Source organism: Acinetobacter sp. G11 (assembly GCF_049808495.1).
Taxonomy (GTDB): domain Bacteria; phylum Pseudomonadota; class Gammaproteobacteria; order Pseudomonadales; family Moraxellaceae; genus Acinetobacter; species Acinetobacter kookii.
Window position 1 is genome coordinate 39,556 of record NZ_JBNCAT010000020.1, and the last position, 14,302, is coordinate 53,857.

General features: G+C 44.1%; 14 protein-coding genes. 9 read left to right on the forward strand and 5 right to left on the reverse strand.

Translation table 11 applies throughout. The annotated features are described in order from the left end of the window. Positions 1-83 precede the first annotated feature (83 nt). From purC to dapA, 3 genes are read right to left on the reverse strand one after another with little or no spacing between them, the layout of a single operon-like run. The gene (gene purC, locus ACPUEY_RS09105; protein ID WP_261183461.1) at positions 84-803 is read right to left on the reverse strand and encodes a phosphoribosylaminoimidazolesuccinocarboxamide synthase; all 720 of its coding nucleotides are present in this window, start codon (positions 801-803) and stop codon (positions 84-86) included. 36 nt (positions 804-839) lie between these two features. Further along, a complete protein-coding gene (locus tag ACPUEY_RS09110) occupies positions 840-1,445 on the reverse strand; it encodes a lipoprotein-34 precursor (NlpB) (RefSeq protein ID WP_425121873.1) in 606 nt (201 codons plus the stop codon). A 13-nt stretch (positions 1,446-1,458) separates the two neighbouring features. Beyond that, positions 1,459-2,358, reverse strand: coding sequence for a 4-hydroxy-tetrahydrodipicolinate synthase (dapA, locus tag ACPUEY_RS09115; protein ID WP_092820626.1), 900 nt, complete (start codon positions 2,356-2,358; stop codon positions 1,459-1,461). 717 nt (positions 2,359-3,075) lie between these two features. Here dapA and mhpT point away from each other — a divergent pair. From mhpT to ACPUEY_RS09130, 3 genes are all read left to right on the forward strand, one after another. After that, positions 3,076-4,281: a 3-(3-hydroxy-phenyl)propionate transporter MhpT gene (gene mhpT / locus ACPUEY_RS09120; RefSeq protein WP_092820629.1), complete on the forward strand. Its 1,206-nt coding sequence runs from the start codon at positions 3,076-3,078 to the stop codon at positions 4,279-4,281. A 229-nt stretch (positions 4,282-4,510) separates the two neighbouring features. After that, positions 4,511-5,155 carry a bifunctional nicotinamidase/pyrazinamidase gene (gene pncA, locus ACPUEY_RS09125; protein WP_092820713.1) on the forward strand — a complete coding sequence of 215 codons (645 nt, stop codon included), beginning with the start codon at positions 4,511-4,513 and terminating at the stop codon, positions 5,153-5,155. 89 nt (positions 5,156-5,244) lie between these two features. Then, the gene (locus tag ACPUEY_RS09130) at positions 5,245-6,189 is read left to right on the forward strand and encodes a bile acid:sodium symporter family protein (protein WP_425121874.1); all 945 of its coding nucleotides are present in this window, start codon (positions 5,245-5,247) and stop codon (positions 6,187-6,189) included. A 96-nt stretch (positions 6,190-6,285) separates the two neighbouring features. Here ACPUEY_RS09130 and ACPUEY_RS09135 read toward each other — a convergent pair whose 3' ends face one another. Next, positions 6,286-7,539: a hypothetical protein gene (locus tag ACPUEY_RS09135; protein WP_092820715.1), complete on the reverse strand. Its 1,254-nt coding sequence runs from the start codon at positions 7,537-7,539 to the stop codon at positions 6,286-6,288. Between the two features lie 77 nt (positions 7,540-7,616). Here ACPUEY_RS09135 and serB point away from each other — a divergent pair, with 77 nt between their 5' ends. From serB to ACPUEY_RS09150, 3 genes are all read left to right on the forward strand, one after another. After that, positions 7,617-8,837: a phosphoserine phosphatase SerB gene (gene serB / locus ACPUEY_RS09140; RefSeq protein ID WP_092820717.1), complete on the forward strand. Its 1,221-nt coding sequence runs from the start codon at positions 7,617-7,619 to the stop codon at positions 8,835-8,837. A gap of 423 nt (positions 8,838-9,260) precedes the next feature. Beyond that, positions 9,261-9,596, forward strand: coding sequence for a ciprofloxacin tolerance protein AciT (gene aciT / locus ACPUEY_RS09145; protein ID WP_092820635.1), 336 nt, complete (start codon positions 9,261-9,263; stop codon positions 9,594-9,596). A 152-nt stretch (positions 9,597-9,748) separates the two neighbouring features. After that, positions 9,749-10,228 carry an SCP2 sterol-binding domain-containing protein gene (locus ACPUEY_RS09150; RefSeq protein ID WP_092820637.1) on the forward strand — a complete coding sequence of 160 codons (480 nt, stop codon included), beginning with the start codon at positions 9,749-9,751 and terminating at the stop codon, positions 10,226-10,228. Between the two features lie 71 nt (positions 10,229-10,299). Here the strand turns inward: ACPUEY_RS09150 and dtd are convergent, their stop codons facing one another. Then, the gene (gene dtd / locus ACPUEY_RS09155; protein ID WP_092820639.1) at positions 10,300-10,740 is read right to left on the reverse strand and encodes a D-aminoacyl-tRNA deacylase; all 441 of its coding nucleotides are present in this window, start codon (positions 10,738-10,740) and stop codon (positions 10,300-10,302) included. A gap of 358 nt (positions 10,741-11,098) precedes the next feature. Between dtd and pncB the strand changes: the two genes are divergently transcribed. The 3 genes from pncB to asd all read left to right on the forward strand — a co-directional run bounded on the left by pncB (position 11,099) and on the right by asd (position 14,113). Continuing rightward, positions 11,099-12,304, forward strand: a complete 1,206-nt coding sequence (pncB, locus tag ACPUEY_RS09160; protein WP_425121875.1) for a nicotinate phosphoribosyltransferase — start codon at positions 11,099-11,101, stop codon at positions 12,302-12,304. 112 nt (positions 12,305-12,416) lie between these two features. Next, entirely contained in the window at positions 12,417-13,265 is an 849-nt protein-coding gene (locus ACPUEY_RS09165) for a sulfurtransferase (RefSeq protein ID WP_425121876.1), read from the forward strand. Next, positions 13,262-14,113 carry an archaetidylserine decarboxylase gene (gene asd / locus ACPUEY_RS09170; RefSeq protein ID WP_261183456.1) on the forward strand — a complete coding sequence of 284 codons (852 nt, stop codon included), beginning with the start codon at positions 13,262-13,264 and terminating at the stop codon, positions 14,111-14,113. The genes ACPUEY_RS09165 and asd overlap by 4 nt, the downstream gene beginning before the upstream one ends. The last annotated feature ends 189 nt before the right edge of the window (positions 14,114-14,302 follow it).

Here is a 14,302-nt window from a genome sequence, read left to right on the forward strand (position 1 = left end):
ATTAACTAAATCTGTTTTTCCGATTTTTGAAGATATAAAAAACCGGGCAGTTTAGCCCGGTTTTTTAAAATTCGATGAACGAATTAGATATCAGAAAGGTCGATACCCAAACGTGCAGCAACTTCTTCATAAGCTTCAACAACACCGCCTAAACCTTGACGGAAACGGTCTTTGTCGAGTTTCTTCTTGGTGTCTTTGTCCCATAAACGGCAACCGTCTGGAGAGAATTCATCACCCAGCACAATACGGTCGTGGAACACACCGAATTCAAGTTTGAAGTCTACAAGTAACATGTTACCTGCATCGAACAGACCTTTAAGCACTTCGTTCACTTTGTAAGTGAGTTCTTTCATTTGAACCAATTGTTCAGCAGTTGCCCAACCCAAAGCAATCGCTTGAGATTCGTTCACCATTGGGTCGCCAAGCGCATCATCTTTGAAGAACAGTTCGAAAGTAGGTGGAACAAGTTCTTTCCCTTCTTCTACACCTAAGCGACGGCATAAAGAACCCGCTGCATAGTTACGCACTACACATTCAACCGGAATCATTTTTAATTTTTTCACTAAAACTTCAGTCGGAGAAAGAAGTTTTTCAAAGTGAGTTTCAATGCCGGCAGCAGCCAATTTTTCCATGATGAAGGCGTTAAAACGGTTGTTCACCTTGCCTTTACGATCCAGCTGTTCGATTTTTTCGCCGTTAAATGCAGAAGCATCGTCACGGAAAACCAGGATAAGGTGATCTGCACTGTCTGTTTCATAAACAGATTTGGCTTTACCAGTATAGAGCAAGGTTTGTTTCAACATGGGGGAACCTTTTTCAAAAAAAAATGCCTAGTACGACTAGGCTGGCCAATTTTGGTAAATCTGGGTTAACAGTTCTGCAGCTTTTTCTTTGTCTGCAAAGCTGTTATCGGCATTGAATACAGCTAGGTTGTTACTTGTGCCTACAGAACTTAGTCTTAATACATAAATCTGCTGATCAATCTTAATGGTTACTTCGTAACGATTTTTGCTTTGACCAACAATGCTATGGTTGAGGCTGCTGAGGGTGGCAAGTGTGTACTGCCAAATTGTAGCAGAATTTCCGTCTATTTTGAGCAGTGGATTTTGGTTTCCATCACGAACCAGCTGTGGACGACCGATATTTGTGCTGTCCTGTTGAGTATCAGCTGCAGTATTCTCCTGAGCCTTGTCAGGACGGGGCAGAGCAAAGCGGTTACCACGTTTGTTTTCAAGCGGGGGTGCATGCTCAATTGCCAGCGGGTCAATTGTTGGGGCAGGATACAACGGCGTTGCCGGGCGAACCATTGAACCTTCAGGATATTTCAGAGGCTCAAGGGTTGTTGTATTTTTATAGTCCAGTGAACCATTGCTGATTCCCATTGAACTACAACCCGCTAAACTGAATGCTGAAAGTGCAAGGGTTAAACCGAAACGTAATTGCATAGTGTTGTGCTCTTTATTTAATGACACCCGCAGCGTTGAGTGCTTCACGCAATGGGGTGCGATATTGTTCTGCAAGAGGAGTTAATGGTAAGCGAATACCGGTACCAATTAAGCCCATTTCATGGAGTGCCCATTTCACAGGAATTGGGTTAGATTCACAAAATAAAATATTGTGTAAATTTGCAACTTTATTATTTAAAGCTTCAGCACCTTCTGTATCACCTGCAAGTGCAGCAGCACAGATCAGGCTCATTTCTTTTGGTGCGACATTGGCAGTGACAGAAATGTTGCCTTTGGCACCCACACCCATGAGCTGGTATGCCGTAGCATCATCGCCAGAATAAACGGTCATGTCTTTGCCGGCTAATCCTTCAATAAGTTCTTTGCCACGAGCAACGTCGCCAGTCGCATCTTTAATGCCGACAATTTGCGGAATGTCAGCCAGACGGATCACGGTTTCATTCAGCATGTCCACGCCGGTACGGCCCGGAACATTATACAGAATTTGCGGCAAATCAACGGCTTCAGCAATCGCTTTGTAGTGCTGATATAAACCTTCCTGGGTAGGCTTGTTGTAATAAGGCGTAACCAGTAATGCGGCATCTGCACCGAGCTCTTTTGCTTCTCTGGTGAGCTCAATGGCTTCATGGGTCGAGTTTGCACCAGTGCCGGCAATAATCGGAATGCGTTTGTTGGCTACACGGATGATTTCTTTAATCACCCGGGTATGTTCAGCCATGCTTAGAGTTGATGCTTCGCCTGTGGTCCCTACAGCCACAATACTGTTGGTGCCTTGTTCTATATGCCACTCAACCAGCTTTTCTAGACCCTTCCAATCTACGCTGCCATCTTCAAACATCGGGGTGACGATTGCGACAATTGAACCTTGAATGATCTGTGCTTGCTGAGTCATTTTAAAAAATTATCCTATTTGGCCATCCGGTCAGGTAGAAAAACATCAATTTGGATGGTTACGTATTTTGATTTATAGCCAATTCAATGCAATTGAATAATGCTTATGCAAATTATGAACGAACAAGCGGTGAAGAACAATATGCTTTAGTCAAACCATCTAAAAACTTTATGAAAAGCAAGTGAAAAATCTAACAATTAAAAAGCCAGATAATTTTTTAAATGGATATGTCCTGAAATGCTTATCCGCTTTAATCGCTCAAGATCACTTTCGTGGACTGTAAAAATGGCAACTTATATTTCAAAAAACTATACTGAGCCCAATCAACTCGCCAATTCCGGGTAAAAACCTCAGAATTTAAGATTTATTAAAGATCAGTATAGACTTTAAAGCTATATAAAATAGGCATTTAATCTATCAAAATAATTATTCAAAACTACCAGAATAATTAATAAAAACTATTAATCTATTTTAACTCTTTTCGCATAAGATGATTTTCAGAATTGAAATGATAAGGGGCATGTTGATTTTTTGTGTGTTGATTAAACTTGATTAAGTGCTTTTGCGACTATGTGGGTTGGTATCGAAAAGTTTTAAATTTCCCGTATTTTTGTCAATAAACTGTAGATTCTTCCACTTATTGGTAGTTATTTGAATGTCCAGACTCATGGATGATGGCCTTCTTTTTAGTAACGCTGATTGAACAAGGATAATCCAATGGAAAAATCAGATAATAAGCATGCCATCGTCACGGTAGCGATCTGTTTTCTGATTGCTGTGATTGAAGGTCTGGATATTCAGGCAGCCGGCATCGCCGCTGCAGGTATTCGTGAACATTTTGGTCTCGACAGCTCTCAGTTGGGTGTGTTTTTTAGTGCAGGGATTCTGGGGTTATTACCAGGTGCACTGATCGGTGGCCGACTCGCTGACCGGATTGGTCGTAAAAAAGTGTTGATCTGGTCGACAGCAACATTTGCCGTATTTACTTTATGTACGGTTTGGGTGAACAGCTTTAACACGTTGCTGGCCGTGCGTTTCCTGGCGGGTGCCGGTCTGGGTGGTGCGATGCCAATTCTGATCACGCTGGCATCAGAAGCCGTGTCGCCAAAAAACCGTGGTCGTGCCGTGGGCCTGATGTACTGTGGTATGCCGGTCGGTGCAGCAATTTTGTCTTTAATTGCCGCCACTGAATTCGGTGCGAACTGGAAGAATGTGTTCTACTTGGGCGGTTTATTACCAATCTTGGTGATTCCACTGATGATGGTATTCCTGCCTGAATCGAAAGAATACCTGAAAGCGCAGAACAAAACTGCTGCTGAACTTGCTGCTGCACCGCAAGGTTCATTCAAGGATCTGTTTAACTCCGATAACCTGTTACGCACAATTTGCATCTGGGTGAGCTACTTCTTCACGCTGATGGTAGTTTACATCATGCTGAGCTGGTTGCCATCATTGTTTATGGAATTGGGCTTTACCCGTAAAGACGGTTCAACTGCACAGTTCTACTTCATGGTGACTGCGACCATCGGTACGATTATTCTGGGTATGTTGACCGACCGCTGGAAAAAAGCCTACGTGATTCTGTTGATGTACGGCGGTATTTTGGCAGGCCTATTGGCATTGAACGGTGCAAACTCGCTGAACCAGATGTATATGGCTGCAGCATTGGCGGGTGCCTTCGTGATTGGCTGTCAGGGTGTACTGTACGCTTTCGGTAGTATCGTGTATCCAACCGAAGTACGTGGTACCGGTGTAGGTGTTGCTTCTGCAGTAGGCCGTATCGGTGCCATGCTGGGTCCTGTCATTGCAGGTCAGTTACTGACTGCAGGCTTCGGTGCAGCAGGCGTTATTACCGCAGCGATTCCATGTATCATTATCTCGGCAGTATGTATGCTGATTCTGGTCAACCGCACCAAAGTGTAAAGATAAAAACATTTGAAAAAGCCTGCATTTGCAGGCTTTTTTGTTTTCATGCCCGCTCTGGATGGGGCAGCAAGAATGGCTCCCTGTTTCACTACCCGCTTTGAACAAGCCAAGTCAGCTGATAATTTTTATCCGAACCGGCAGTCATGCTATTTTTAGCCCCAAGGCTAAAAATCTGCTCCGCTTTTAGGCTATGCTTGCTCGCAAACTCAGATTGCAAGGGATGAAAATAATGCAGAATGCGGCTTTGATTGTTGTAGATGTACAAAATGGTTTTACCCCCGGTGGCAACTTGGCTGTGGCCAATGCGGATCAGATTATTCCGAACATTAACCAATTGGGGCAGCATTTTGACAATATTGTCATTACCCAGGACTGGCATCCACAGAATCATGTGTCATTTGCTGAAAATCATCCAGCAAAGCAACCGTTTGAAACGATTGAACTGGATTATGGCACTCAGGTGCTGTGGCCTACACATTGCGTACAAGGTACTGCTGATGCAGAACTCCATCCTGACCTCCATTTACCGAAGGCACAACTGGTTATCCGCAAGGGCGCGCATGCCCATATCGACAGCTATTCAGCCTTTTTGGAAGCAGATCAAAAAACCACAACCGGTTTGGCCGGCTATTTAAAAGAACGCGGCATTGATAGCGTTTTTATTGTCGGCATTGCCACTGATTTTTGTGTGGCCTGGACGGCAATAGATGCCAGCAGACTGGGATTTAAAACCTATGTAATTTCCGATGCCACCAAGGGCATTGATTTACACGGTTCATTGCAACATGCCTGGCAAGACATGCTGGCAGCCGGAGTAAAGCGTATTCTGGTTAAAGATATTATTCAGCCACAGGCAGCATCGACAGTTTAATCCGGGAAAATATCCGTTTTTGCTGCTGAATATGGTAAAAGCTCCTGCATCGGTTAGATACCGGAATAAATATCGGGGGATTAATCTTCATGCCTTATTTCTTGCGCTTTACGCAATTTATTCAGAAAACCTTTGCCCTATGGGTCGTACTATTTGCCGGTATTGCTTTAATTTTCCCGGAAGCCTTTGTCTGGCTGAAAGCCTATATCGCCTGGATGCTGGGAATCATCATGTTCGGTATGGGCATGACCATGACAGTCGATGATTTTAAAGGGGTGGTGCACAGTCCTAAAGCCGTGGTGATCGGGGTGGCTGCCCAATTTATTGTCATGCCGGGACTGGCCTATGGCTTATGTCAACTGTTTCAGTTGCCCCCTGAAATTGCCATAGGTGTGATTCTGGTGGGCTGTTGCCCAGGGGGGACAGCCTCCAATGTGATTACCTATATGGCCAAAGGGAATACGGCTTTGTCTGTGGCCTGTACTTCGGTTTCGACTCTTTTGGCGCCTGTATTGACCCCGGCCATTTTTTATCTTCTGGCCAGCCAGTGGATTGAGATGAATGCCCTGTCGATGCTGGGTTCGATTCTTCAGGTGGTGCTGTTTCCAATCATTCTGGGTTTAATTGTTCGGGCTGTACTGAAATCAAAAGTGGACTCTTATATTCAGCTGATGCCCTTAATTTCAGTGGTGGCGATTGTGGCCATTGTGGCGGCAATTATTGCAGGCAGTAAGACCCAAATTTTGCAATCCGGCTTATTGATTCTAGGGGTGGTGGCCTTGCACAATGGTTTAGGTTATTTGCTGGGCTTTTGGGCAAGCCGCCTGTTTAAACTGCCTTATGCAGACTGTAAAGCCGTTGCGGTAGAAGTCGGCATGCAAAACTCGGGTCTGGGCGTGGCCTTGGCGGCGGTACATTTTGCAGCCTCACCGATTACGGCGGTACCAAGTGCCATCTTTAGTTTATGGCATAACATTTCAGGGCCTGCATTAGCCAGTTATTGGGCAAGCAGGACAGATAAAATAGAAGAATGATCAGGAGATTTCTGCTGGGCACAGTGGTACTTCAACATAGAATCAGAAATAAAAAAGCCGAGTCCATGAACTCGGCTTTTTTTATTGAGTTATTTTTTAAGATGCTTTGGATTGTTTGGCTTTTAAAATTTCAGTTCTAAAGGTTTGTGCCAATTCGGCCACTTCGCTATCCATACCGTTCATCATAAAGGCATGACGGGTCAGCACATTGGTGGGATTCGGCAGGCTGACCAGCTGGTAACGGTCTGAAATGGCTTTCAGTAATTCATTCGGCAAATGAATGGCACTTTCTTTGGCTGCCAATTGTTGTACCAAACGTTCTGCCGCCTGGACAGGGCTGAGGTGCATAGCCTCAACATGGCTGGAAATGGCACTGCGGGTTTGCAACACGAAACGCTTTTCTTCACGATAACGTTTGTACAGCACATCCGACAAGAGCTGGAATACGGTACTGATCATCACCAGACATTGCACCGCATTGGGCGTTTCTACCGACATGCTGATGGTGGCGCCATGTTCATCAAATTTATGGATGGTGGCGATATCCGAACTGTTTAACTTATAGTGCTGGACACAGAGTTCAGCGGCTTTGTTCAGAAAAATCTGGCATAAATTGAAATAGGGAACAGAAACGGTTTTATTGACCGAATCCATCAGCTGTTTTGGATCATAAAACTGGATATTCAAGGCAATACAATTGTCATCCAGAACGACCGGTTTCGATTCTTTGACTTTAGCTTTTGTCTGCGCATTGTTCTGTGCCTGGGCAATCGCAACAGCGGCATTGTGCTGTTCCTGTTCCAAAGCCTGGGTCAGGGTTTGAATTTCATGTTTGAGGCGTGATTCATTGTTAATACGCGCCAGATATTCGGTACGGCTTGGACGGGCAATGGCACGATAGGCCAGCCATAACAAGCCATGAATCAGCAGCGATAGTAAAATCGCCAGCCATTGGGTACGTAAAATTTCCCCAATACTGGGCTGAATCAGGGTAATTTCAATGCTGCCGACTTTCTTTTCATTTTGCAGGGCTTCACGAACAAACACTTCGCCTTGGCGTGTCTTGGTTAATCCACCTGTTGCCAGTACCTGATTATTCGCATCCAAAATACGGATAGAGGCCACACTCGGGTTGGTGGCATAACGGTCGGCCAATAATGCCAATGACACCGTATTGGCCGGTTCCAGCTCGGACAGGCTGTCCGTGACCAGTTGCGAGGTCATCAGCTGTCCCTGACTGGCGCGGTTAGCATTCAGCTGATGCGTCGTCGCAAGTACCAGTAAAAAGGTGTGTAAAGCAAAACTTACAATCAGTAGGCTAGCAAATAGCCCTTGTCTAGGCGCATTCAACGTAAACTTCCAAGGCATTTATGTTCAAATTCGATTATGATTCTAACAATAGTTGTAGCTCAGATCCGAGTCAATTCATGCGAGAAATCATTCTTATATCATTTTTGGGACCCGACCAGCCTAATCAATTTACACGATTAATGCAGGTATTGTCCGTACATTCTTTACAAATTTTGGACGTTGGACAAGCCGTCATCCATAACCAACTGACTTTAGGTATTGTTGTTTCGTCAGATGACCAAACTGCTACAGCATTAGCCATGAAGGAGATCCTGATTCTAGCACATGATATTGGCTTAACAGTGCGCTTTAAGCCAATCACTGCATCAGAATATGATCAATGGGTGAGTGAAGGGGGGCAGACCCGGTATATCGTGACTGCTCTGGCACCTGAATTGACCGCTTCACATTTGCAGGCAGTGACCCAGATTGTCTCCAGTCAGGGCTTTAATATTGAAACTGTGACCCGTTTGTCGGGCCGTCCGGAACTCAATGGTGCAGTTGAAGGGCCAAAACGCTCTTGCGTGCAATTTGGCCTCAAAGGACAAATGCTGGATGCGACTGCCATGCGTGCAGCCTGCTTACGTTTATCGGCTGAACTGAGTGTCGATGTCGCGGTTCAGGAAGATAATGCTTACCGTCGTAACCGCCGTCTGGTCTGTTTCGACATGGATTCTACCTTAATTGAACAGGAAGTCATTGATGAGCTGGCCATTGAAGCCGGTGTCGGTGAGCAAGTGGCTGAAATCACTGAACGTGCCATGCAAGGCGAACTGGACTTCCAGCAAAGTTTCCGTGCCCGCGTGGCCTTGCTCAAAGGCATGGATGCATCTGTTTTACCCAAAATTGCCGAGCGTCTCACTGTGACCGAAGGGGCAGAGCGCCTGATTTCGACCTTGAAAGCATTGGGGTATAGAACGGCGATTCTTTCCGGTGGTTTCCAGTATTTTGCCGAATATCTGCAAGAAAAACTGGGGATTGATGAAGTACATGCCAATATTCTGGATGTCAAAGATGGTGTGGTCACCGGTGAAGTCAAAGGTCATATTGTGGATGGCGCTCGCAAAGCCTTATTGCTGCGTGAATTGGCGGACAAGATGGACATTTCACTGGAACAGGCCATTGCCGTCGGTGATGGGGCCAATGACTTGCCAATGCTGTCGATTGCCGGTTTAGGGGTGGCTTTCCGTGCCAAGCCTCTGGTACGCCAGAATGCCAATCAGGCGATTTCAAGTGTGGGCCTGGATGGGGTGTTATATCTTTTAGGTGTGCATGATAAAGACCTGAGCCGTGCTTAAGGATTAGGTCTAACTGTAGATGTGCATTGACAAAACGCGACATTGATGTCGCGTTTTTTTATGATAAAAAGAGTCAAATTACGATGAGCGGTTGACTTAAATGGCTGATAAAAACCACAATCTCTCCATTCGTAAAAAATATTTTTTTAATGTTTTTACTGCGTTGTTTTTTTGTAATGACACGGCAAGTCTGAGCCCATCGCACTTCCAGAAAAAGTTAAAAATAAAAAAATGTAATGACAAAATAATATTGCGACAAGGTGTGTCGCTTGCTGAAAATACAAGACTTTTTTTCTCAAAAAAACTCCGCATAATGCTTGCATAGAGATTGATATCAATATATTTCATCATTTATTCACGGTATCGGGGATTTGATTTAGACCCATATAAAAGTGTCAAAATCCTATTAGGACGGAGGTTTTTATGGTTACAGCGAATTTAGCAACCATCATAGGCTTAAGCTTGATTGCCGCTGCTTTGATAGCTGTTTTCTTCTCGCCTTATCGTCGTTTGTTAAGCTTTATGTTTGCAGGTATGCTGTTTTGGGGATTGATTGAAGCCATTCGCCTCAGTACTCAAGTGGTATTTGATTTACCTATGGGATACAGTTATCTGACTGCCTTAATGTCAGTCATGGCAATTTTAACCCTGCTGTTAATCCGCGAAGATCGTCGTGCAGAACGCGCTTTAGCCAAACGTCGCTATATTGAACATACCCCAGTCTATGACGATGAGCAGCAACATTATTCAAGCCGTTAATTCGAAAGACTTATAAATCAAAGAATTCAAAAGATGTGCTCCGGCACATCTTTTTTTATTGATTATTGTTATACAAAGCCTTACTTCAAAAAACCCAAGTTATGGTAGGATAACTCGTCAATTTTCCAACAATTACAATAGGCTTAAATGTCATGAAACTATCTTCGATTCCTGTCGTAAAATTACCGCTGGTCGATGTAAGCACGGATCCGCTTGATTTGTTAGTTGCGGGCTTAGCCTTGCGTATGAAGCAATTGGCGCGTACCAGTCCAAAATTTATTGAGCTGGTTCATGAACGTCAATTCCGTATTCAAATTGGTACCGACTTGGGTGTTGCACGTCAAATTATTGTAAACAATGGGCAAATTGACACAGTAGCAGGCGATGCAGAAAAAGCGGACTTCATTTTGCAGTTTGCAGACAGTGAACAGGGCGTAAAAACTTTAATGAAAGGTGATCCAAGTGCTTTCATGACTGGCATGCAAAATGGCACCATTAAGATGGAAGGCGATTTTGGCCTTTTGGTCTGGTTTAATAAAGTTGCCAAACTCATTCCGCCAAAATTACCTAAACCGGTCCAAGAAAAAGTCAAACTGGTACGTTCATTTATTCGTGAAAAAACAGGCAGATAGTTTTTAAATAAATACGCTAAAAATAAAAAGCCCTCAATCGAGGGCTTTTTTGTGATAACAATATTATCGCGTTATTCAACTTCCAGATTAAACGTCACTGGCCCATCATTGACCAAATGCACTTTCATGTCGGCGGCAAAAATACCGGTTTGCACATGCTCAAATTGGGATTGTGCATATTCTACTAATTGTTCATAAAGCGCTTTGGCTTCACTCGGTGGCATGGCTGGACCAAAGTCAGGACGTAAACCTTTTTGGGTTTGTGCCATCAAGGTAAATTGTGAAACCAGCAAGATTCCTCCACCGGCTTGGCTGACATTCCAGCCCATTTTGCCCTGTTCATCATCGAAAAAACGGTATTTTAATATCTTATCAATCAGCTTTTTACCTTTGTCCAGATTGTCTTCTTTGCCTAGACCCAGAAAAACCAGAATGCCTTTTTCAATTTGCCCGGTGGTTTCACCATCCACCACAACCTTTGCTTCCAGGACCCGTTGCAATAATGCACGCATAACTTAACCAATTTAAATCTTCAATTTATCTCCAGCATTGTAGCAAACAGGCAGAAATTTAAGCTTTAAAATACACATAATATCTCCACTGGATTATCAGGTTTGGTTAAAGATATTTTGCGCTATCTTTGCATGAATAAATTCAAGCAGGATTTCACGAAACTGGATATGAGTAAGTAAATGTGAGAGTCGTGACCCAAGGCACCTTATAGGAAATGAAATACGGCTCTATTGCTGAATAACAGTGAGGTTTAGCCCTTACGCTATGGGCTTGACGGGTACAGCTGTACGCAAAACTAGCAATATCAAGATAAAAAGTGTGTTTTAATGCAGTCAGCACAGCGAAATTTCATTAGATATGGCTCCAATCATTCAATCTTTGCTTGATACCGACTTGTATAAATTCACCATGCTACAGGTGGTACTGCATAAATTTCCTCAAACGCACAGTGTTTATCATTTCCGTTGCCGTAATTTAGAGGATACCGTTTATCCGCTGACGGATATTCTGGACGATTTGAATCAGCAACTCGACTCTTTATGCCAGCTTAAGTTTAAAGAAGATGAGCTGCTCTATCTCCGCAGTTTACGTTTTATCAAAAGTGACTTCGTCGATTATCTGGAACTGTTCCAGCTGAAACGCCGTTTTATTAAGGCCAGCATTGATGAGCAAGGCCGTCTGGACATCTGGATTGAGGGCCCGATGGTTCAGGCCATGATGTTTGAGATTTTTGTCCTGGCCATTGTCAATGAACTGTATTTCATGCGTATTCGCAGTAATGACGTTTTGGCAGAAGGTGAACGTCGCTTGCAGGCCAAAGTCGAACTGTTAAAGCATTATGAAAAAGAACAGAAGCCTCATGATCCGCCTTTCTTGGTGTCGGATTTTGGTACGCGTCGTCGTTATAGCTTTGCATGGCAAAAACATGTGATTGAAGTATTTAACCATGCTTCACCGGATATTTTCCGTGGTACCAGCAATGTGTTGATTGCCAAGGAATTGGGCATTACGCCGATTGGAACAATGGCGCATGAGTTTTTACAGGCCTTTCAGGCTCTGGATGTGCGTTTGCGTGATTTTCAGAAAGCGGCACTGGAAACCTGGGTACAGGAATATCGTGGCGATTTAGGGATTGCCCTGACGGATGTGGTGGGGATGGATGCATTCCTGCGTGACTTCGATTTGTATTTTGCCAAACTGTTTGACGGTCTGCGGCATGACAGTGGCGATCCCTATGCATGGGGTGACAAAGCCTATGCCCACTATAAGAAATTAAAAATTGACAGCAAAACCAAGATGCTGACCTTTAGTGATGGTCTGAATCTGGAAAAAGCCTGGGACTTGCATCAATACTTTAAAGACCGTTTTCAGGTCAGCTTTGGGATTGGCACTAATTTAACCAATGACTTGGGACAAGCACCACTCAATATTGTGTTAAAACTGGTGGAATGCAATGGTCAATCGGTGGCAAAAATTTCCGACAGCCCTGGAAAAACCATGACCGATAACGATACCTTTCTGGCCTATTTACGTCAGGTATTTAATCTTACCGAAACGGAATAATCATGATGGTTATAGCTGATTTTCTGCTAAATGAATGTAAAAAATCAGCATAATAGTGAAAATGACTTATGCTAAGATCGGCAATGTTGATCTAAATAAAACATGAAAAAGTATGACTGTATCTGCACTTAATTTTGGTCTGCTGATAGAAGCAGAAGAGCTGGTTCCATTTTTAGGCAATGAAAAATTACGCATTGTCGATTTAAGCCGTCGTTCTGTTTATGATCAATTGCATATTCCGCATGCCATTCATGTGCAACCCAAGCAGCTGGTACGCCAAGAAGAACAAGCATCAGGTTTATTGCCCGATGTAGAGGGTTTAAAAGCCCTGATCGAATACCTGAACATTTCGCCTGAACATCATGTGGTGGCTTATGATGATGAAGGGGGAGGCTGGGCAGGGCGCCTGATCTGGAACCTGCATTGTCTGGGTTTTGAAAATACCAGCCTGTTGAATGGCGGCATTCATGCCTGGCTGGCCGCCGGTTTGCCTACTTCTTCAGACGTGGAAAAATTAGTTCCCGTAGGGTCTCTAGTGGACATTAACCAGAGCAATATTGAAAAGTACCGTATTGAATATGCAGAGCTGTTAGAAAAAGTCCAGAACCATGACATTCAATTGTGGGATTGCCGTACCGAAGATGAATATACCGGTCTTCGACTCGCAGCGCGACGCGGCGGTCATATTCCAGATGCGCGACATTTTGAATGGAGCACTGCCCTAAATCGTGAAAATCATTTAAAATTGCATCCCCTAGAACGCACTCAGCAGCGCTTGGAACAACTGGGTTTCAATTTAAATGAACCTGTGGTGGTGTATTGTCAGTCACATCACCGTTCGGGTCTGGCCTATATTCTGGGTCGATTACTCGGTTGGAAGATACAGGCTTATGATGGTGCGTGGAGTGAATGGGGCAACCGCCTCGACAGTCCGATTATTACCGGAGAGTTACCGTCTTGAGTTTCACATCACGTTTAAAAAAACAATTATTTATTCAAGCTCAACGTGTTGTGCCCCAACACCAGTTATCACGTGTCGTGGGTAAACTCGCAGCGAGCGAAAACCCAATCATCAAAAATACCGTGATTCAGGCTTTCAAAGCCCAGTATGGGATTGATATGTCGATTGCTGAACAAAGCAATGCATTGAAATTCAAATCATTTAACGAATTTTTTACCCGCTCTTTAAAAGAGGGTGTGCGTCAAATCGATACGGATCCGCACAGTATTGTGTCGCCTGCAGATGGTGCCATTTCACAATTGGGTAAAATCGAAGAAGGCGATATTTTTCAGGCCAAGGGACAAAGCTTTTCGGTGGAAAAACTGATTGCCGATCCGCAATTGGCTGAACCCTTCAAAAATGGTCATTTTGCGACAGTGTATTTATCACCTAAAGATTATCACCGTGTGCATATGCCTTTTGCCGGAACTTTGACTGAAACCTTATATGTGCCAGGGGAATTGTTCTCGGTTAATCAAACTACGGCAGAAAATATTCCAGGCCTGTTTGCGCGCAATGAACGTATGGTCTGTCTGTTTGATACTGAACTGGGGCGTATGGCGGTGGTTCTAGTCGGTGCCATGATTGTTGCAGGCATTGAAACCGTGGCAACGGGTAAGGTAAAACCGAGTGGACATCTGGAACTCAACCAGCACAACCTGTTTCTGGAAAAAGGCGCAGAGCTAGGCCGTTTCTATTTGGGTTCAACCGCTGTGGTGCTATTTGAAAAAGATAAAATGCAATGGAACCCGATGTTTAAAGCCAATTCCGTTGTAGTGATGGGCGAGGCTTTGGGGCATACGGTTTAATAATATTCCTTCTCCCTATGGGAGGAGGTTAGGTGTAGGGGCTTTTAAGTATTACCTCTCCCTAACCCTCTCCTAGCAGGCATAGGTATCTACACAAATCCCGAGCTTTGCGTTAAATTGAAGAGCATGCTCTTCAATTTAACATCTCCGGTCTGGATCAGCGTCTGATTAAACGCTATAACAGCCTTG